This is a genomic window from Sphingorhabdus sp. (genome assembly GCF_044374345.1).
In the GTDB taxonomy this organism is placed as follows: domain Bacteria; phylum Pseudomonadota; class Alphaproteobacteria; order Sphingomonadales; family Sphingomonadaceae; genus Sphingorhabdus_B.
Genome location: NZ_JBILOS010000035.1, coordinates 1 through 20,583, shown reverse-complemented (window position 1 = coordinate 20,583; position 20,583 = coordinate 1). Strand labels below are relative to the sequence as shown.

The following is a 20,583-nucleotide window of genomic DNA, read 5'->3' as shown; positions in this document are numbered from 1 at the left end:
ACACAGGCTGGAAACCGACACATGCTGCCCTTCTTGCCCTGCAGCCTTTAGGTCTAGCAAAATATCCCAGGCCGGGTCCGCGAACAGATCGGGCGGAAAATAACGCTCCCGCATACGGCGCAGCTTGATGATCTCGCGCAGCATTTGGGGGTCCGTCGCGTCCGCGCGCATAGCACTGGTGGATGGAAATCCCTGAAACCCACCCAATGGCGCTGGCCGAAAGGAAATAGCTTTGTCGGATACCGACGTTTTGGGTTCCGAATCGGCCATGCGGGCAAGAGTGCGGGCAAATTCTGCAAGCTCGTCGCTGATTCGGTGCAGCGATCCGAATGGAACATCACGGTTCGTGTCATGCAGTCGGTCCATTTCGCCCCGTCCAAACGCCCCCGCCAAAATCGGCATCGCCTCAATGTAGTCAGCGTCGACAAAAAAATGGCACTGGCCTTGCGGAAGCGCTGCATAAGCGTCCTCGAGCCCGTCCATATTGGTCCACACCAACGCAGTGCTCCGATGCATTTGAAGATACCGCGATATGCGCGCTAGGAAATCTGCGGGTATATCCATTTTGGACGTAAAATGGACCAAAATGAAATCCGTCCGCTGTGTATCGTCCATCACCAGCGCGGTGCAGCCCATTAAGGACAATAATCGCTTGAGTTCAGCGACGCGTTGCGCCGTGCCGCCGACGATCATGGCCGTGCGGCCATTAATGCTGGAACCGAAGGTGGACGGGGGTTTTGCCATATATATTCTCCCAGAAATGCGAATAGGGGCCTTACGTCGCGAACGCGCGATGCTTGCGGTGCGCGCCATGTACAATTTATATCCATTTTGGAAGTAACAGTTTTGGCCGACTGGTTGTTTGCAAGGCGCCCCTGATGCGCTAATCCCCCTGTTCATTGCGCCTGCGCATACGGGCCGCAAAATGCAGAGGAGCATATTTAGGTGAAAACGGGAAAAATCATGTTGAGCGCAGCGGCGCTTTTAATGTCAGGAGTTGCGATGACGGCGGTTGCACAAGCGAAAGAAATGAAGTCCGGCCAATCGGCCAGCGACCCCGTGTTGCTTCAAGAATGGACCGGGCCTTATGAAGGCGTGCCGCCATGGGACAAGGTTAAAGTTGCGGACTTCCCGGCCGCGTTTCAGGCAGCCATGAATGCATCAAAGGCCGAGTTTGAAGCGATGCTCGCAAAGCCCGAAGCCATCACGTTCGACAACACCATCACCGCCAGCGAACTGTCCGGCGAAAAAATCGGGCGTTTATTCTCGATCTGGGGTGTGCATTCATCCAACCTGTCGAACCCCGAAGTCCGCAAAATTCAGGCGGAATGGGAACCAAAGGTTAGCGCGTTCTTCTCCGAACTCTCGCTGGATGCCCGTTATTTCCAGCGCGTCAAATATCTCTACGATCAGCGCGCCAATCTTGGACTAGATGCCAAACAAATGCGTCTTTTGGAGCGGACCTATGACGGTCTGGTCCGCAATGGAGCGATGCTCGATGCGGGCAAGAAAGCAGAAGTCATCCGCATAGAGACCGATCTTGCCAAGAAATTCTCTGCTTTTTCCGAAAAGGTTCTGGCGGATGAAGAAACCTTCATCCTCATAACCGACACGGCGGACCTTGCTGGCCTGCCCGAAAGCTATGTCGCGGCGATTCAGGCTGCGGCCAAGGCAAAGGGCCAAACCGGTTGGGCCGTCGTGAACACCCGTTCTGCCGTGCAGCCTTTCCTTGAAAATTCAACGCGGCGCGATTTGCGTGAAAAGGTCTGGCGTGCATTTACGATGCGCGGCGATAACCAGAACGCGAACGACACCAACGCGACCATCGCCGAAATATTGAAACTGCGTCAGCAGCGTGCCGAAATTCTGGGCTTCCCCACCCATGCCCATTACCGCATGGCCGACACGATGGCGAAGGACCCGAACAAGGCGATGGACCTGATGATGAAGGTCTGGCCTGCTGCTGCCGCCCGCGTCAAAGAAGAAGTGGCCGACATGCAGGCGATCGCCAATGCGGACAACATCACAATCGCGCCATGGGATTATCGCTTCTACGCCGAAAAGGTGCGCAAGGCGAAATATGACCTCGATCAGGAAGCCGTTAAACCCTATTTCCAGTTGGATAACATGGTCGACGCGATGTTCGACGCGGCCGGCAAGCTATATGGCATGAGCTTCACGGAAAACACAGGCACAGTCCCTGTGTTCGAACCCAAGGTACGGACATTTGAGGTCAAGCGCGATGGCAAGGTCATTGGTCTGTTCTACCTCGACAATTTCGCGCGCGCCGGCAAGCGTTCGGGCGCGTGGATGACCACCTATCGCAGCCAGCATAAATTGGGCGGCAAGAATGACATCGTGCTTGCATCAAACAACAACAACTTCGTCCCCGGCGCCGATGGCGTGCCAACGCTGATCAGCATTGATGACGCGTCGACATTGTTCCACGAATTCGGTCACGCCATTCATTATCTGAACTATGACATCACATGGCCGGGCCTTGGCGGCACGCCGCGCGACTTTGTGGAATATCCAAGCCAGGTGAACGAAAACTGGTTGCTGACGCCTTATGTGCTCAACACTTATGCCAAGCATTATAAAACAGGTGAGCCAATTCCGGCGGCCTTGGTCGAAAAAATCCGCGCGAGTGATACCTTCAACCAAGGCTTTTCGACCGTAGAATATCTGTCGAGCGCCATTTTGGATATGAAGCTGCATAACCGCAGCGAACCCGTAACCGATCCGCGCGCATTTGAACGTGATACGCTGGCCGAAATCGGCATGCCCAAGGAAATGGCGATGCGCCATCGCCTGCCGCAGTTTAACCACTTGTTTGCCGATGATGGCTATTCGGCGGGTTATTACAGCTATCTCTGGTCCGAAACGATGGATGCCGACACATGGGCAGCCTTCACCGAAAAAGGCGATGTCTGGGACAAGGCAACAGCCGAGCGGTTCCGGTCGATGTTGCTGGCAACGGGCAATGAAACCGACCGGATCGAAGCCTATCGCGCATTCCGTGGTCGTGATCCTGATGTGAAATATATCATGAAAAAGCGGGGTTTCCCGACCGGCGAATAACGCTTTTTTCAGATTAAAAGGGGGCTGCGCAGGCGAAAATCTGTGCAGCCCTTTTTTGTTGATTTCCCGAGCGCCCATACAGAAAATACGCTATTGTTGCGTGCGGCCTTGGCAAAACGCGGGCGTCCGCCAAAGGAGATGTGAGATGCGTGACCTATTCTTCGGCAAAGAACCTTGGTTTCGTGCGAAACGTTTCGGCTATGGCGCTGGCCTGCCGTTCAAGTGGCAGGGATGGGCCGTGCTCGGCTTTTATCTTCTTGCGATGATTGGCTTGGCGCTGCTTGCGGACAATGATCAAGCGATACCCACAATAGTGACGGTCGCGCTCATGTTGATCGTGACCGGCATTTTCACCATCATCGTCCGCAACCACACCGAGGGCGGCTGGAAATGGCGCGGGCTTTAAGGGTTAACGCAGCGCTTGGTCCAACAAGCGCGCGAGCCTGATCCCGCCGCGTTCAACCTGCTGGCGTAATGCGGCGCGTGACGCAGCGATGTCGGCTTCGTCAATGACGACGGGTGCGGTCGGCTTTGCGCCACATGGGTCGCCATCGACCGCGCGGGGGTAAGCAATCTCTTTCGATATCGCCCAATTCTCCTCGCTCCAAAGGCGCGCATTGCCTTGTTTGACAGCGGCTTTCTCCGCGGACGAAAACGTGCGCACAATCGCTGGCGCAGCAGACAGCGCGCGGTCAGCCAGCAAGCCATCCCACACCATATGCAAATTATATCCCCGCATATTGCCATAAATGACCTTTAGGTCATTGCCGCCGCGGTCCGCACGGTCACCGGCGTGCAATGGCTGGTGAATGTCACCCACAAAATGCACGAGAAAGGCCAGCGCCTGCAAACGGAGATGCGCAGGCAGCGCCTTGTTCGAAAGCAACGCAAAGTTGCGGTCGATCTGCGCCGACACACAGTTCCCGTCGGCGCACGCGCTGTTCAGGTCGAACGGCTTGCAAATATCGACATTCTGATAATGCCAGCTGTTGGTGTAGCCCCAGCGACGGCGATCGCCCTTGATGCAATCGGCCCAGACGCTGACGTCGCCGATATTGCGCATTGTGCATTTGGGCGTGCCGAGCATCGGCGCTGCACGCAACAGACGTTGCATATTTGCGCGCGCATTGGGCGACATATTGGCCTCGGCAATGTGCGCCACGGTTTCATGCCCATATTCCCAATAGGCCTGGGCAGGGACAATTGGCGCGACAAGGACGAGAAGAGCGATCAGCAAGCGTTTCATGCGCGCGCCATAGTTGTAACGGCGTGTAAATCAAAGCAACAATCGCGTGTTGGAAGTATAGGATGATGATTGCGGGAATATTCCAAGCCGCCTATATCCCCCCAATGTCTTCCATTCGCCCTTGGCGCGATATCGCGCGTCGTCAGTCCCGCCAAATCATGGTGGGTAATGTCCCCGTTGGTGGAAATGCCCCGATTTCGGTGCAAACGATGACGAATACGCTGACCAGCGATGCCGCCGCGACCATCGACCAAATCCGTCGCTGTGAAGATGCCGGGGTCGATATCATCCGCGTGTCCTGCCCTGATGTCGAAAGCACCGCTGCGCTGAAACAGATTGTGCGCGCCGCCAATGTGCCCATCGTCGCCGACATTCATTTCCATTATAAACGCGCGTTGGAGGCGGCGGACGCTGGCGCTGCGTGCTTGCGGATTAACCCCGGCAATATCGGTTCATCAGAACGCGTGAAAGAGGTCGTCAACGCCGCCAAGGCCAATGGCTGCGCGATCCGCATCGGGGTGAACGCCGGATCCTTGGAAAAGGACTTGCTCGAAAAATATGGCGAGCCTTGTCCCGAAGCGCTGATCGAAAGCGCGCTTGACCATATCAAGCTGCTGCAGGACCATGATTTCCACGAATATAAGGTCGCGGTCAAAGCGTCCGACGTGTTCCTTGCGGTTGCCGCCTATATGGGGCTGGCCGAGGCGGTTGATTGCCCGCTGCATCTGGGGATTACCGAAGCGGGCGGGTTGATTGGCGGCACGGTCAAATCATCCATCGGCATGGGCAATCTGCTCTGGGCCGGAATTGGCGACACCATACGCGTCAGCCTGTCTGCCGAACCCGAAGAGGAAGTTCGCGTTGGCTATGAAATCCTCAAAGCATTGGGCTTGCGCACCCGCGGCGTCCGCGTGGTCAGCTGCCCCAGCTGCGCCCGCCAAGGTTTCGACGTCATCCGCACCGTACAAAAGCTGGAAGATGCGCTGAGCCATATCAAGACGCCCATGTCGCTTTCCGTGCTTGGCTGCGTCGTCAACGGCCCCGGCGAAGCCCGCGAAACCGACATCGGCATCACTGGCGGCGGCAATGGCAAACATATGGTCTATCTGTCCGGCGTGACCGATCACCATGTCGAAAATGACGACATGGTCAGCCACATCGTCAAATTGGTCGAAGCCAAAGCGGCCGAAATTGACGCCGGCACCAGCGTCAGCATGGATACGCTGCACGGGAAAGTGGCTTGAGCCTCTCCATTCGCGCGGCGACGCCCGCCGACATTTCGCTCATTGGCCAGTTCATCCGCGACCTCGCAGAATATGAAAAGCTTGCCCATGAAGTGCGTTTTGATGAAGCGGTGATGGCGCAAAAGCTGTTTGGACAGCGCCCCTTTGCCGAGGTGTTGATCGGCGAGATTGACGGAACCCCGCAGGGTTTTGCCTTGTTCTTCCACAATTTTTCGACATTTGAAGGGCGTCCGGGGATTTATCTGGAGGATTTGTTCGTGCGGCCCGACGCGCGTGGGTCTGGCCTTGGCAAGGCATTGCTGGGTAAGCTTGCGGCGCTGGCGGTGGAACGCGATTGCGCGCGGCTGGAATGGTCGGTGCTCGATTGGAACACGCCCGCGATTGATTTTTACAAGGCGCTTGGCGCACGTCCGATGGACGAATGGACGGTGTATCGGGTCGATGGCGATGCCCTGACCGACCTTGCGGCGCATAGCATTTAGCCATGGCTGAATTGCACCCGCGCCCCTTTATCCCCTTCATGGTCGCGGCCGCCGGTATCGGCACATTTTCGCTGATGGACGCGGCGATGAAGGATCTGGCGCTCTCCATCGGGGCGTATAATGCGGTGATGTGGCGCAACTGCGTGGGCGCTTTGTTGATGGGCGTTTTGTTTGTTGGCACGCGGCAGAAATGGCCGCCCGTACATCTGCTGAAAATTCATCTGTGGCGCAGCATCGTCGTCGCAGTGATGGCGGTCAGCTTTTTCTGGTCGCTTACGAAATTGCCCTTGGCCGAAGCTATTGGCCTAAGCTTCATCGCGCCGGTCATTGCGCTATATCTTGCCGCCGTGATGTTGAAAGAAACCATTGGTAAAGACGCCATCTGGGCGTCGCTGGCGGGTTTGGGCGGCGTTGCCATCATCATGGCGGGCCGGTTGAGCGGACATTATACGATGGACCATGTCTGGGGCGCTGCTGCGGTTTTATTTTCGGCGGTGGTGTTTGCCTATAACCTCATTCTCGCGCGGCAGCAGGCGCAGGTTTCTGGTCCAATCGAGATCGCCTTTTTCCAAAATCTGTTTGTGGCGTTAACGCTTGGCCTTGTCGCGCCATGGTTTTTGCAGCCCTTCGGCATGTCTGACGCCCCAATGGTAGGCAGTTCCGCGGTGCTGGCGGTTATCTCGCTGCTCCTATTAAGCTGGGCTTATGCACGTGCGGAGGCGCAGATTTTGATTCCGGTCGAATATACCGCCTTTGTCTGGGCGGCATTTTTCGGCTGGCTGTTCTTTGCCGAACCCGTCACCTGGCCTGTGCTTTTGGGCACGGCGTTGATTGTCGGCGGAAGCCTGATTGCGGCGCGGGCAAAACCCGTGCCGGTCAATCAGGTGGAGATTGCGACGGTGTAGGGGCGGGGTGGAAGCCTTTCCTCCACCCGACCCAAGTTCAGCAGGACGTGCTTACGCCGTCAGCGCCGAATAGATCATCGTCTTGATTTCGCGGCGCACCGGATAGGTGGTCGATGGCAGCAATTGCGTCATGAAAATCATGATGATGTCCTCCACCGGATCGACAAAAAAGGCGGTGGAATACATGCCACCCCAATAAAAATCGCCGTTGGAACATGGCGCCAATGTCGCCGCGCTGTCGATGGTCGTGGCAAAGCCAAGGCCAAAGCCAATGCCGGCCATTTCGGCCTCGCTAAACAAAGACTTCGACATTTGCGTCAGGTCTTGGCCGCCCGGAATATGGTTGGCGGTCATCAATTCTATCGTTTTGGGGCTCAAAATTTGTGCGCCATCCAGCGCGCCGCCATTGAGCAGCATCCGGCAAAAACGGTGATAGTCGGCTATGCTCGACGCAAGGCCGCCGCCGCCCGAGTTGAACGTCCAACCCTTGGCCCAGGCACTTTCGGACCCGGCCTTGTCGATCAGCTTCATCTTGGTGTCGGGGTCAAAGCCAAAGCCGTCGGGGATGCGCGATGCCTTATCGGCGGGCACTTGGAAAAATGTATCGGCCATGCCCAGCGGCGCAAAGATATGCGTCTGGAAATATTCAGGCAGTGATAATCCGCTGATCCGTTCCACCAATATGCCGACAATGTCGGTGGCGACGGAATAATTCCACTGCGTGCCGGGGTCGAATTCCAGCGGGATTTGCGCGAGCGTGTCGATCATGCTTTGCGATGTATTTTTGGTCCAGCTTTCCACATCGGTCTTGCGATAGGCCGCGTCGATATTGCCCTGTTCCTGAAAGCTATAGGTAAAGCCAGCCGTGTGGCGCAGCAGATCGACGATGCGCATCTGGGTCGTTGGCGGGCGCGTCATAAACGGCACATTGCCGCCGCCGCCCACAAATACGCCCAGTTTCGCAAATTCCGGAATATATTTGGCAACCGGCTCGGTCAGCGCAACCTTGCCCTGTTCGACCAGCTGCATGAACGCGACCGAGGTGATGGGCTTGGTCATCGATGCAATGCGGAAGATCGCGTCGTCGGCAACGCCTGAATTCCACTGAAGCGCAATATCATCACCGCGCCCGACCAGCAGCGCCGCAAAGGGTAATTTCCCGCTGTCGAGATATTCGGTCTGAATGAATGCAGGTATCCGGGCAAGCCGGTCTGGACGGAAACCCAATTCTTCGGCGTTCATACGGCTGTTTGTCCTGTTAATTGGCGGGTTACGGGGTGCGAGCTGGAAAGGCCGCCGTCGACGGCAATCGCTTGACCATTGACGTAGCTGGCCTGATCACTCGCAAGGAACAAGGCGACATTGGCGAGTTCCTCTGGCTGTGCGCCGCGGCGCAGCGGGTTGAGGCGACCGATCTTGTCGGTCACGCCCTTTTCCTTGGCATAATCAAATGTCGGCTTGGTCATGCCGGTTTCGGTCAGGCCGGGGCAGATCGCGTTGCAGCGGACATTGGTGCCCGACAATTGTTGTGCGCTGACTTGCGCCAGATTGATGACGCCGGCTTTCGATGCCGAATATGGCGGGCCGCCTGCACCCGAACGAATGCCCGCGACACTTGCGGTCAGGATAATCGAACCGCCATTGCCGGCATCGGCCATGACCTTGCCCGCATGCTTGACCATCAGCCAAGGGCCAATGAGGTTGACGCGCAAGACGCTGGTGAAATTTTCGACTGTGTTGTCGAAGATACCTTCCATGCCGCCGGAAATGCCAGCGTTAGCAAAGGCGATATCCAGATGGCCGTGCAGTTCGATCGCCTTTGCGACAATCGCAGCGACATCCGCCTCATCGCCTGCGTCCATCTGGACGGCGGTGGCGGCGTCGCCAATCATGGCGGCAGTGTCATGCACCGATGCGGCCATATCGCCCAAAACGACCTTTGCGCCCTCGGCCGCAAAGCGAATGGCCGATGCGCGGCCAATGCCGGAACCTGCGCCTGTGATAATCGCTACTTTGCCTGCTAATGCGCCCATTATCCTACTCCTCCGCCGCTGATTGTCACGCCGCCGTCAATAACCATTGTTTGCCCCGTCATAAATGCGCCCGCCGGGGAAGCCAGAAATACTGCCGCGCCCGCAATTTCATGGGGCTCACCAATACGCTTCAGCGATGCGGTCGATGTCGATCGTTTCAATGTTTCGGGGTTGTCCCACAGCGCCTTTGCAAAATCGGTCTTGATCAAGCCCGGCGCGATGCAGTTCACCCGCACACCTTTTGGTCCATATTCGTCGGCCAGATTGCGTGCCAGCTGCATGTCCGCTGCTTTGGAAATACCATAAGCGCCAATCACGGACGATCCTTTCAGGCCACCGATTGACGATATAATCGTAATGGACCCTTCGCCGCGTGCGATCATTTCCGGCACAACCATGGAAATGAGCCAGTTGTTGGCGACGATATTGTTGGTCAGGATTTTGCTGAACGCATCATCGCTAATGTCTGCCATCGGGCCGTAATATGGGTTCGAGGCCGCGTTGCAGACCAAAGCTGTGATCTTGCCAAATGCTTTGCGACTGCCATCGACCAAAGCCTGCAGACTTTCCTTGGACGAAATATTGGCGGCGATCGCGACTGCAGTGCCTTCGCCATATTTCGCATTAAGCGCGGCGGCGACTTCATCGCAGACGTCAAGCTTACGGCTCGAAATGACGACCTTCGCGCCTTGCTCGGCCATTTCTTCAGCGATTGCCTTGCCAATACCGCGCGATGATCCGGTGATAACCGCGACCTGCCCTCTCATGTCAAATAACGACATAGCAGTCCCCCATGAAAGCCAACTTTACGCCCCGGCTTGCTCGGCAAATTTCCATGCGGATTGCGCGAGCGGGTACACACGTTCGGCCATCGCTTGTGCATGGGCCGAACTTGCGGTGCCATCAATGACGCGTTTTTTGATCCCCTGAATAATCCCCGCCAAGCGGAAGAAGTTATAGGCAAAATACCAGTTCATATCGGGCACGCCGTCGCGGTTCGTTGCCGCGCAGTAACGTTCGACCATGGCGTCGAGTTCAGGGATACCCAATGCCGCGCGGTCCAAATCCATGACGCCGGAGCGCCCTTCATTGTGCGTGACCCATGCCATCGCGACATACGTGAAATCCGCCAGCGGATCGCCAAGTGTCGACAGTTCCCAGTCGAGCACGGCGACAACATGCGGATCCTTGGCATCGAAAATCATGTTGTCGATGCGGTAGTCACCATGGACGACGCTGGTGCGGGTTTGTTCGGGCAGCGTTTTGGGCAGCCATTCGATCAACCGCTCCATTTCGGGCATCACTTCGGTTTCCGCCAAGCGATATTGCTTTGTCCAGCGGTCGACCTGACGTCCGAAATAATTGCCGGGTTTGCCAAAATCGGACAGTCCGGCGGCGTCGATGTCCACATTGTGCAACGCGGCCAGCGTGTCGATCATCGCTTCATAGGTTGCTGTGCGCTCGGCCGGGTTCGACCCCGGCATCGCGCCGTCCCAGATCGTGCGGCCTTCGACCATATCCATGATGTAGAACCAGCTGCCGATGACGCTGTCGTCGGTGCACAGGCCATAGGGCTTGGCGACGGGAAAGCCTGTCGGGTGAAGCCCGGCGATGACTTTATATTCGCGGTCCACGGCATGCGCGCTGGGCAACAATATACCCAGTGGCTTGCGGCGCAGCACATAAGACCCACTTTTGGCGTTCAGCCGGTATGTCGGGTTGGATTGCCCGCCGGCAAATTTCAGCGCCTGCACGGGGCCTTCAAAACCCGCGACATTGGCGGTCATCCATTCGGCCAGCTTGGCTTCGTCCAATATGTCCGTTCCGGTTGGTGCAACGGTGCCGGTAAAGGCCGTCTGTGCATCAATGGGTGTCGGCGCTGCGGTCATTGGTCGAATACGATAACCGAACGGGCCGCATCACCGCGCTTCATTTGGTCAAAGCCTTCATTGATACGTTCCAGCGGAATGGTCTCCGAAACGATGCTGTCGAGATCGAGCATGCCGCGCATGTAGAAATCGACGAGGCGCGGAATATCAACAGGGAAGCGGTTGCCGCCCATGATCGCACCTTGCAGTTTCTTGCCCGACAGCAAATCCATTGCGGACAGACCGACCGAATGCTGCAGCGGCATCATGCCCAGGATCGTTGCAGTCCCGCCGCGCTTGAGCGACTTGACGGCAAGCTCACCCGACGCGGGACGACCGACAGCTTCAATCGCATGATCGACGCCGCCCTTGCTAAGCTCCTGAATTTGCTGGGCTGCATCTGCATCCATTGGGTCGATGACATCGGTCGCACCCAGCTTCATCGCCAGTGCACGCTTTTCGGGCATCGGGTCAGCCGCAATGATGCGGCCCGCACCGGCAATTTTTGCCGCGTTAATCGTTGCAAGACCAACGCCGCCACAGCCGATAACTGCAATGGTTTCACCGGGCGTTACTTTGCACGCGTTGAAAATCGTGCCTGCGCCTGTGGTGACAGCGCAGCCAATGACCGATGCCTTATCAAGTGGCATTTCGGGGTTAATCGCAACGCACGCATGTTCATGCACCAGCATCATTTCGGCATAAGCCGACAGGTTCAGCATCTGGTTGACGATGCTGCCATCGGGGCGTGTCAGGCGCGGGGCTTCGCCGGGCTTGCGCCGCGTGTCGCCGCCAAGGCACAAGGACATCCGGCCAGACACGCAATATTCGCAATGGCCGCAAAATGCGCTCAGGCAGGTGACAACGGCGTCCCCGACCTTAACCGTGCGCACTTCGCTGCCCACAGCCTCCACAATACCCGCCGCCTCATGACCCGGAATCGCGGGCAGGGGGTGGGGATATGCGCCTTCGATGAAATGCAGATCGCTATGGCAAAGCCCGCAGGCCGCAGTGCGGATAAGCACCTCATGCGGCCCGGGGTTCGAAATGTTGATCTGTTCAATCTGAAGCGGTTTGCCCGCTTCAATCAGGACGGCAGCCTTCACCGTGTTGCTCCCATGTCACCGCTCGACATGCCTTCTTTGCCGCGGCCGCCATGCTTGCCCAATTCCATACGGGCAATGGCACGTGCGTGCACTTCGTCCGGACCATCGGCGAGGCGCAAGGTGCGCTGATGCGCCCATGCATTCGCCAGACCGAAATCGTCGGACACGCCGCCGCCGCCATGCGCCTGAATGGCATTGTCGATGATGTTCAACGCCATCGTCGGTGCCTGCACCTTGATCATCGCGATTTCCGCAGCCGCTGCCTTGTTACCGACCTTGTCCATCATGTCCGCCGCCTTGAGGCAAAGCAGACGGGTCATTTCAATGTCGATACGCGCACGTGCGATGCGTTCTTCCCACACGCTATGTTCGGCAACGGTCTTACCGAAAGCAACGCGCGACTGCAGCCGCTTGCACATTTTCTCCAGCGCTTCTTCAGCGACACCGATGGTGCGCATGCAATGGTGAATACGGCCAGGTCCAAGGCGCCCTTGCGCGATTTCGAAGCCGCGGCCTTCGCCCAGCAACATGTTCGACGCCGGAATGCGGACATCCTTCAATTCGATTTCCATATGGCCATGCGGCGCATCGTCATATCCGAACACGGGAAGGTGACGCAGGATTTTAACGCCCGGCGAATCGAGCTCCATAAGCACCATCGATTGCTGCGCATGGCGCTTGGCTTCGAAATCGGTCTTGCCCATGACAATCGCGATTTTGCAGCGCGGGTCGCCCGCACCTGATGACCACCACTTAACGCCATTCAAGACATATTCGTCACCTTCACGGCGAATCGATGTTTCGATGTTGGTTGCATCGGACGACGCAACGGCTGGTTCGGTCATCAAGAATGCCGAACGGATTTCGCCGTTCATCAGCGGGATCATCCACTTTTCTTTTTGCTCTGCCGTGCCGTAGCGCAGGAACACTTCCATATTGCCGGTGTCGGGCGCGGAACAGTTATACACTTCGGATGCAAAACCGATGCGGCCCATTTCTTCGGCGCACAGGGCATATTCCAAATTGGTGAGGCCGGGGCCGTCGAAATGGACGCTGTCATCGACATGCACGCGGCCCGACGTTGGCGGCATGAACAGGTTCCAAAGACCAGCGGCTTTCGCCCGCGCCTTTTCCTCTTCAACCACTTGAAGCACTTTCCAACGGTCGCCCACGGCCTGTTCGGCATAATAATCGGCAACGCGCGGACGCAGGAAGCGTTCGTTATGGTCGCGAATGCGGTCCCGCCAGTAAGTTTGTTTGTCGGTGAGATCGAAATTCATGACTCATTCCTCTTCCATATTTAATTGAATAGTTAACTGGCAGACTCTGCCGATGTGTTCAAGGCGCGCAAGCGTTCATTATGACTTTCACGCGAAATTGGGAAATGCCGCAGGATAAGAATGCCAATAATTCCAAGGACGGCCACTACGCCCATATAATATAACGCCAGCCCATCAAGGACAGCGACATCCACTTTGCCCGGCGCTGCATTTTGCGGGAACTGGGCAAAGCTCAATATCATGCCAGCGGCAAAGGTGCCGATACCAACGGCGCATTTCTGCATGAAGAAATAGCCTGCGAAAAACAGCCCTTCGGAACGCCTGCCCGTTTCTTGCTGCGATGCCTCCACGACATCGGCCATCATCGACGATGTCAGCATCATCATGCCAATAGCGGTGCTGTTGGAAAAAAGGAGGAAGGAAAACATGAATGCGGCTGACGGGTCCGATGGCCCACCGGGTACAAGGTCCAGCAGCCAACTGGCGTACAAAGCGGTGTTGAAGCTGATCGATAGCAGGGCAAGCAGGATAGCGCCGTTTTTCTTGCCAAGGCGCGCAGACAGCGGCGGAACAATGAAAAATGCGATGATGACCGTGCCGAACAGGAGAAGCGCGTAATAGAGCATCTCCATCTGCTGTAGCTGCCACAGAAATGCGAGTTGATAGTTGCTGAGCGCAAAGGTGAGGCCCTGATTGATAAGGGCGAACAACGCGGCCGATACCAGCCAGAGGAATGCTTTGTTGGACAGGGTTGCCTTTACCTCGGCAAGCGCATGGCCAATGCCTGCGCCGCGCGGGGCAGGGGGGGATTGCTTCGCAACATGGCGGTGCTGGCCTAATGCTGAAATCAGCACGGCGCCGGTCATCATCAGCGCGCCCCAGACGGAATACGCATCATATCCGGCAGGGTCGCTCACCCCCTTCTCGCCGGTAAAGAAAATGCCATAGGCGAAAATCAGCATCAGCAATCCGCCGGCCCAGCCAAACAGAAAACGGTACCGCATCAATCGCGTGCGTTCGTCATAATCGCCGGTGAGTTCCGGAACCAAAGCAATCGACGGGACTTCGCACATAGCCACCAATGTGCGCGCCAATACCGCGGTGCAGAACAGCCAAATGATCGTTCCGGTTTGCCCCATTTCGGGCGGGTGCCATAGCAGCAGCCAGATAATGCCGAGCGGGATTGCCGCGCCATATAACCATGGCAGGCGGCGGCCCCATTTGCTTTGCGTGCGGTCGGACAGCTCACCAATGATCGGGTCGGCAAAGGCATCAAAAATCAGCGCCGCCATAATGACAGTGCCGACAAGCCCTGCGTCGATGCCCAGCACCTGATTATAAAAAATCAGCAGAAAAACCGAAAAGCCATTGTCCTTCACGCCATAGGCTACCGAGCCTAGACCATGCATGACCTTCAACGATCGGGGAAGTGGGACTGCTTGGGTCATGGAAAGTTAAATGACGCTGCGCGAAAGGGTAGTTTTTCCGTCGAATCGCACGTTGTGTCTCTCCTGTTTCCTGCCTTCATGCTAGGCTTGCTTCTTGGCCTGTCAATCGCGATGCAAATGACGTTACGGCATGCTTCACTCACCGATAAGCGCTTGCGTTTCTGCGCGTGACCGCCCAAAAATTCATCACGCAATTAAAACAGGAGAGCATGATGTCCGACCTTGAAACTTTCCGCGCCGAAGCGCGCGCCTGGCTGGAGGAAAACTGCCCAGCTGAAATGCGCACGCCGGCAAAGGGTGACGAAGATGTCTGCTGGGGCGGCCGCAATTTTGTGTTCCAATCCGACGCGCAAAAGCTGTGGCTCGAACGCTGCGTGGCGAAGGGGTACACCGTGCCCGATTGGCCCAAAGCTTATGGTGGCGCTGGCCTTAGCCCGCAGGAAACCAAAGTCTTGCGTCAGGAAATGGCAAAGCTTGGTTGCCGTTCGCCGCTGAACAGCTTTGGCATATGGATGCTTGGGCCCGCACTGCTAAAGTTCGGCACTGAAGAGCAAAAAGTGCATTATATGGGCCAGATCGCGCGCGGCGAAATCCGCTGGTGTCAGGGCTATTCCGAACCCGGCTCGGGCAGTGATCTTGTGTCGATGCAGACCTTTGGCGAAGACAAGGGCGATCATTGGGTCGTCAATGGCCAGAAAATCTGGACGTCCTATGCGGACAAGGCCGACTGGATTTTCTGCCTCGTGCGCACCGACAAGACCAACAAATATCAGGGCATCAGCTTCCTGTTGTTCGACATGGAAACACCCGGCGTTACGACCAAGCCCATCAAGTTGATTTCGGGCAATTCGCCTTTCTGCGAAACCTTCTTCGACAATGTCGTTGTCCCCAAGCATCAGATCGTTGGCGAATTGAACCGCGGATGGGATGTTGCGAAATATCTGCTCGGGCATGAGCGCGAGATGATTTCGGGCATGGGTGGCGATGGCGGCGTGACCTCCATCGGTGCGGCTATGAAGGCTGTATTGTCCGAAGAACCCGTGCTGCGCGCGCAAATGGCATTGTTTGATGTCGAGAATCTGACGTTCCGTGCACATGGCGAACGGTTCATGGACGAATGGAAAACCGGCAAGGCGCATCCCGCTTATTCCAACCTGATGAAATATGTCGGGACCGAGCTGAATAAAAAGCGCAACGAACTGGTGATGTCGATTGGCGGAACGCAGGCGCTTGAATGGGAAAGCGAACGTTCCAACGGCGGGTCAAAGGCACGCAATTGGTTGCGGACCAAGGCGAACTCGATTGAAGGCGGCACCAGCGAAGTCATGCTGAATGTCGTATCCAAACGCATCCTCGAAATGCCGGGAGCTTAAGAATATGGCGATGACATTGAACGACGACCAGAATATGTTGCGCGAAAGCGCGCGTGATTTCATGGCGAGCGAAGCACCCGTCACCCATTTCCGCAAATTTCGCGACATGGGTTGCAAGGATGGTTTCAGCCACGGCCTGTGGAAGCAGTTTGCCGAAATGGGCTTCACCGGCATCCTCATTCCCGAGGCGGAAGGCGGCATGGGCATGGGCCAGATTGAGGCTGGAATCGTGCTGGAAGAAATTGGCCGCAACCTGTCACCTTCGCCATTTCTGACGACATCGGTTGCCGCTGTTGAGGCGTTGAAGCTGGCCGACAAGGCGATGCGTGACCGCTGGTTCCCCGGCATTTTGGCGGGCGAAACGGTTATCGGCATTGCGATTGAAGAAGGCGTAAAGCACCGGCCCGAAAAAATTGCCTGCGTTGCCGAACGCAGTGGCAATGGCTTTAAGCTGACCGGGCACAAGCAATTTGTCGTGCAAGGCACGTCGTCGGACATGCTGATCGTCGCGGCACGGACCGCAGGCGCGGCGGGAGAGACCGACGGCCTGACATTGTTCGCCGTCGACAAGGATGCGGCGGGCCTGTCGATGGAGGCGGCACGGCTTGTCGATTCCGCAATGGCCGCGCATGTGAAACTCGACGGTGTTCAGGTCAATGCCGACGCTGTCATTGGTGACGTTGACGGCGGCTGGGCTGTGCTTTCCAAGATACTGGATGCTGGCCGCGTTGGTGCGGCCGCCGAAATGGTCGGCGTTGGCACAGGCGCCATGGACATGACGTTCGATTATCTGAAAACCCGCAAGCAGTTCGACCGCGTCATCGGTGAGTTCCAAGCGCTTCAGCACCGCGCCGCGCATCTCTATGGCGAAATGGAAGGCGCGCGTTCGATTGTGCTGAAGGCGCAATCGTTAATGGATGAAGGCCATGCCAAGGCGGAGCTATATGTTGCGGCCGCCAAGGCGAAAGCCGGCCTCGCATGCAATCTTGCGGTACGCGAAGGCGTGCAAATGCATGGCGGCATTGGCATGACCGATGAATATGACATCGGCCTCTATATGAAGCGCGATCGCGGACTGAACGAATTTTTCGGCGATGCATATTATCACGCAGACCGCGTGGCGACGATGAACGGTTATTGAGACGAATTGGAAAAAGAACCGCAGCCCTGATCCGTCAAGGCGAAGCCTTGGCGAAAGTCGAAGGGCGTTGAGAGGTCTGCGCAACCGCTGGTTGGCACCCTTCGACGGACGCAGTCGCGTTGCGACTGCTGCTCAGGGCTACGGTTCATACGGCTTATTTTGTGCAAAGGATTAGACATGGACATTCAAACTTTATTCAACCTCAATGGCCGCGTGGCCCTGGTCACCGGCGGATCGCGCGGAATCGGCAAGATGATTGTCGAGGGCTATTTGAAAGCCGGCGCGGCACGCGTGTACATCAGCGCGCGCAAGGTCGACCAAATCGAAGAAACCGTTGCCGAGTTTGGCAATCAGGTCATTGGCCTGCCTTGCGATCTGTCGACCGTTGACGGCTGCCTTTCGCTCGCGGCACAAATTGCCGAGCGTGAGGAAAAGGTCGACATTCTGGTGAACAATGCAGGTGCAGCATGGGGCGCCGACTTTGGTCAATTCCCCGAAGCCGGCTGGGACCGCGTGATGGACCTGAACGTCAAATCCTTGTTCTTCCTGACGCAAGCTTTGCATCCGCAGTTGAAAGCGGCCGCGACATTTGATCGGCCCGGCAAGGTCATCAACATCGCGTCGATTGACGGCCTGCGCATCAACCCATGGCAAACCTACAGCTATCAGGCATCAAAGGCTGCGGTCATTCACCTGACCCGCCGTTTGGCCGCCGAGCTGGTCAAGGACAACATCCTTGTGTCGGGCATTGCGCCCGGTGCATTCCAGTCGGACATGAACAAAGCGGCGCGTGACCATGCCGAAGCTGTCGGCAAAAATATCCCGTTCCCGCGCATCGGAACGCCCGAAGACATGGCGGGACTCGCGATTTTCTTAGCGGCGCGTGCTGGCGATTATATCGTTGGGGAGACAATTGCGTGCGACGGCGGCATCGTCAACGCATCGCTTCCGGGTAATGGAATTGCGCCTTAACGGCTTTTTTTACCCGTAAATTCGAATGCATTTGACGCATTTCTAGGGAAAATAGGGTGAGTTGCAAAACGTGCAACTCACCCTATTCTTTTCGCAATTGCAGCAAAAACCCTCCGTCCCTATTTGGCTCTCAACGGCAAGCGATTGCCGACATACAGATTGACCGGGCGGCTCTCCTCCTCCTCTCTCCCTCGCCCCCGGACAATATTACGGCCTCCATGCACTGCGTGGAGGCCGTTTCTGTTTTGCCCAAAAAGTTGTTCTCCATATTGTCCACCGCGAACTGGCCTACCTGTGGATAACTTGGCATTTACCGCTTTGCGCGACTCGAAAAGCATGAGACCTTCAAGTCATCAGGCAGACAGGCTGTGACGCAAAGTGGAACCGGAAACGGGAAAGCAGAGCGGAACAGAGTGGATGCAGGATCACCAAATCAGCAGGCAATCGGTCGCAAGACCGGGAATGTGGCAGAGGCGGTGGGTACGAAGAAAACGAATATCATGTGCGGCTGATCGCAAGAAAAGCAACGCCAGATAGGATACCCAAAGTACCAAGGTGAACCGAAATGACTTTCGGGTCAGATTGGGGAACCGGACGTCAGAAAGCGGAAAGAATGGCCCTAGTGGCCAAGGACTTCCAAAATCAGACGCAGTGGGCGCTGGTAGCAATACCAGCGCCCATTTATTTTATGTGGCACAAAAATCGCCGCATCGCTAAGGCCGTTTCATGTCTGAAATCACGCCCCAAATCGTCGCCGACCATGGTCTCAATGAAGAAGAATATGCGCGCATTTTGCACGCCATGGGCCGTGTGCCCAATATGGTTGAACTCGGCATATTTTCGGTGATGTGGTCGGAACATTGTTCCTACAAATCCTCACGCATCCATTTGAAGAAACTGCCGACACAGGCGCCTTGGGTCATTTGCGGCCCCGGTGAGAATGCCGGCGTAATCGACATTGGCGAAGGCCCGAACGGCAGTAAGCTTGCCGCGATCTTCAAAATGGAATCGCACAACCACCCATCGTACATCGAACCCTATCAGGGTGCGGCGACGGGCGTTGGCGGCATCTTGCGCGACGTGTTCACAATGGGCGCGCGCCCCGTGGCGAATATGAACGCCCTGCGCTTTGGACGCCCCGACCATCCCAAGATGAAGCATCTCGTGCAGGGCGTGGTTGCGGGCATTGGCGGCTATGGCAATTGCGTTGGCGTTCCCACCGTGGGCGGCGAAACCAATTTCCACCCGGCTTATGATGGCAACATCCTTGTCAACGCCATGACCGTTGGCGTCGCGGATCAGGACAAGATTTTCTATTCGGCCGCAACCGGCCTTGGCAACCCGATCGTCTATGTCGGATCCAAGACAGGCCGCGACGGTATTCATGGCGCAACCATGGCATCGGCGGATTTCGGCGCAGACATTGAAGAAAAGCGCCCGACGGTTCAGGTCGGTGATCCATTCACCGAAAAGCTGCTGATTGAGGCATGCCTTGAACTCATGGCGTCGGATGCGATTGTCGCGATTCAGGATATGGGCGCGGCTGGCCTGACCAGCTCAAGCGTCGAAATGGCGACCAATGGCAAGGCCGGCATCATCCTCGACATGGACAAGGTGCCGTGCCGCGAAGAGGGCATGACCCCCTATGAAATGATGCTATCGGAAAGCCAGGAGCGCATGCTCATGGTGCTCAAACCCGGCCGTGAGGAATTTGCGAAGGCCATTTTCGACAAATGGGAGCTGGATTTCGCGGTCATCGGCGAAGTCACCGACACCGGCCATATGGTGCTGACGTGGAAGGGCGAAGTCGTCTGCGATATTCCGCTTGGGCCATTGGCCGAAGACGCACCTTTGTACGACCGCCCTGCGGCGTCGAAGGAAGAATATAAGGCTTGGGCCAATGTCAAACCGCTTGGCGATGTTCCCGCCAGCACCGACATTGGCGCCGATTTGCTCAAGCTGATGGCAAGCCCGGACATCGCGTCACGTGCATGGATTTGGCAGCAATATGATAGCCAGGTCGGCGGCGACACGGCGCAGCTTTCGGGCGGTGATGCCGCCGTCGTGCGCATTCACGGCACCAACCGCGCGCTGGCGATGAGCACCGATTGCACCCCGCGTTATTGTTATGCCGACCCGTATGAAGGCGGCAAGCAAGCGGTTGCCGAAACCTATCGCAACATCAGCGCGGTCGGCGCAACGCCGCTTGCGATCACCAACTGCCTCAACTTTGCCAACCCGCAGCGCCCCGAAATCATGGCGCAAATCGTCGGCTGCCTCGAAGGGATGGGCGACGCGTGCCGCGCGCTCGATTACCCAATCGTGTCGGGCAATGTCTCGCTCTACAATGAAAGCAAGGCGACCGGCGGTGGCAGCGCGATTTTGCCGACGCCAGCCATTGGCG

General features: G+C 56.9%; 17 protein-coding genes and 1 pseudogene. 9 read left to right on the top strand and 9 right to left on the bottom strand.

All coding sequences use genetic code 11. The features are described 5' to 3' along the window. Positions 1-744, bottom strand: a pseudogene (locus tag ACIQ5B_RS05330) (hypothetical protein); the annotation flags it as partial. A 258-nt stretch (positions 745-1,002) separates the two neighbouring features. Between ACIQ5B_RS05330 and ACIQ5B_RS05325 the strand changes: the two are divergent. Then, a complete protein-coding gene (locus ACIQ5B_RS05325) occupies positions 1,003-3,081 on the top strand; it encodes a M3 family metallopeptidase (RefSeq protein ID WP_397598122.1) in 2,079 nt (692 codons plus the stop codon). 145 nt (positions 3,082-3,226) lie between these two features. After that, on the top strand, positions 3,227-3,487 hold the full coding sequence (locus ACIQ5B_RS05320) for a hypothetical protein (protein WP_395628133.1): 261 nt from the start codon (positions 3,227-3,229) through the stop codon (positions 3,485-3,487). A 3-nt stretch (positions 3,488-3,490) separates the two neighbouring features. Here the strand turns inward: ACIQ5B_RS05320 and ACIQ5B_RS05315 are convergent, their stop codons facing one another. Continuing rightward, positions 3,491-4,327 (bottom strand): S1/P1 nuclease, encoded by an 837-nt coding sequence (locus ACIQ5B_RS05315; RefSeq protein ID WP_397598121.1) that lies wholly within the window; start codon positions 4,325-4,327, stop codon positions 3,491-3,493. Positions 4,328-4,431: 104 nt separating this feature from the next. Here ACIQ5B_RS05315 and ispG point away from each other — a divergent pair, with 104 nt between their 5' ends. The 3 genes from ispG to ACIQ5B_RS05300 are packed head-to-tail and all read left to right on the top strand — an operon-like array spanning position 4,432 to position 6,958. Then, entirely contained in the window at positions 4,432-5,571 is a 1,140-nt protein-coding gene (gene ispG, locus ACIQ5B_RS05310; RefSeq protein ID WP_397598120.1) for a flavodoxin-dependent (E)-4-hydroxy-3-methylbut-2-enyl-diphosphate synthase, read from the top strand. Further along, the gene (locus tag ACIQ5B_RS05305; RefSeq protein WP_397598119.1) at positions 5,568-6,053 is read left to right on the top strand and encodes a GNAT family N-acetyltransferase; all 486 of its coding nucleotides are present in this window, start codon (positions 5,568-5,570) and stop codon (positions 6,051-6,053) included. Before ispG ends, ACIQ5B_RS05305 begins: the two co-directional genes overlap by 4 nt. Before the next feature lie 2 nt (positions 6,054-6,055). Further along, positions 6,056-6,958 (top strand): DMT family transporter, encoded by a 903-nt coding sequence (locus ACIQ5B_RS05300; RefSeq protein ID WP_397598118.1) that lies wholly within the window; start codon positions 6,056-6,058, stop codon positions 6,956-6,958. Positions 6,959-7,009: 51 nt separating this feature from the next. On the opposite strand, the gene ACIQ5B_RS05295 is transcribed toward ACIQ5B_RS05300, so the two are convergent. The 7 genes from ACIQ5B_RS05295 to ACIQ5B_RS05265 are packed head-to-tail and all read right to left on the bottom strand — an operon-like array spanning position 7,010 to position 14,693. Beyond that, on the bottom strand, positions 7,010-8,200 hold the full coding sequence (locus ACIQ5B_RS05295) for a serine hydrolase domain-containing protein (protein WP_397598117.1): 1,191 nt from the start codon (positions 8,198-8,200) through the stop codon (positions 7,010-7,012). Further along, positions 8,197-8,991, bottom strand: a complete 795-nt coding sequence (locus ACIQ5B_RS05290) for an SDR family NAD(P)-dependent oxidoreductase (protein WP_397598116.1) — start codon at positions 8,989-8,991, stop codon at positions 8,197-8,199. The genes ACIQ5B_RS05295 and ACIQ5B_RS05290 overlap by 4 nt, the downstream gene beginning before the upstream one ends. After that, the gene (locus ACIQ5B_RS05285; protein ID WP_397598115.1) at positions 8,991-9,773 is read right to left on the bottom strand and encodes an SDR family NAD(P)-dependent oxidoreductase; all 783 of its coding nucleotides are present in this window, start codon (positions 9,771-9,773) and stop codon (positions 8,991-8,993) included. Before ACIQ5B_RS05285 ends, ACIQ5B_RS05290 begins: the two co-directional genes overlap by 1 nt. 24 nt (positions 9,774-9,797) lie before the next feature. Next, positions 9,798-10,880: a phosphotransferase family protein gene (locus ACIQ5B_RS05280; RefSeq protein WP_397598114.1), complete on the bottom strand. Its 1,083-nt coding sequence runs from the start codon at positions 10,878-10,880 to the stop codon at positions 9,798-9,800. Continuing rightward, positions 10,877-11,965: a Zn-dependent alcohol dehydrogenase gene (locus ACIQ5B_RS05275; protein ID WP_397598113.1), complete on the bottom strand. Its 1,089-nt coding sequence runs from the start codon at positions 11,963-11,965 to the stop codon at positions 10,877-10,879. The genes ACIQ5B_RS05280 and ACIQ5B_RS05275 overlap by 4 nt, the downstream gene beginning before the upstream one ends. After that, the gene (locus tag ACIQ5B_RS05270) at positions 11,962-13,245 is read right to left on the bottom strand and encodes an acyl-CoA dehydrogenase family protein (protein ID WP_397598112.1); all 1,284 of its coding nucleotides are present in this window, start codon (positions 13,243-13,245) and stop codon (positions 11,962-11,964) included. Before ACIQ5B_RS05270 ends, ACIQ5B_RS05275 begins: the two co-directional genes overlap by 4 nt. A 32-nt stretch (positions 13,246-13,277) precedes the next feature. Continuing rightward, positions 13,278-14,693, bottom strand: coding sequence for an MFS transporter (locus ACIQ5B_RS05265; RefSeq protein ID WP_397598111.1), 1,416 nt, complete (start codon positions 14,691-14,693; stop codon positions 13,278-13,280). A 212-nt stretch (positions 14,694-14,905) separates the two neighbouring features. Here ACIQ5B_RS05265 and ACIQ5B_RS05260 point away from each other — a divergent pair, with 212 nt between their 5' ends. From ACIQ5B_RS05260 to purL, 4 genes are all read left to right on the top strand, one after another. Then, positions 14,906-16,066: an acyl-CoA dehydrogenase family protein gene (locus tag ACIQ5B_RS05260; protein WP_324478782.1), complete on the top strand. Its 1,161-nt coding sequence runs from the start codon at positions 14,906-14,908 to the stop codon at positions 16,064-16,066. Between the two features lie 4 nt (positions 16,067-16,070). Beyond that, on the top strand, positions 16,071-17,207 hold the full coding sequence (locus ACIQ5B_RS05255; protein ID WP_397598110.1) for an acyl-CoA dehydrogenase family protein: 1,137 nt from the start codon (positions 16,071-16,073) through the stop codon (positions 17,205-17,207). 177 nt (positions 17,208-17,384) lie between these two features. Continuing rightward, positions 17,385-18,179 (top strand): SDR family NAD(P)-dependent oxidoreductase, encoded by a 795-nt coding sequence (locus tag ACIQ5B_RS05250; RefSeq protein WP_395634981.1) that lies wholly within the window; start codon positions 17,385-17,387, stop codon positions 18,177-18,179. 726 nt (positions 18,180-18,905) lie between these two features. Then, on the top strand, positions 18,906-20,583 hold a 1,678-nt coding region (gene purL, locus ACIQ5B_RS05245), incomplete at its 3' end, for a phosphoribosylformylglycinamidine synthase subunit PurL (protein ID WP_397598109.1).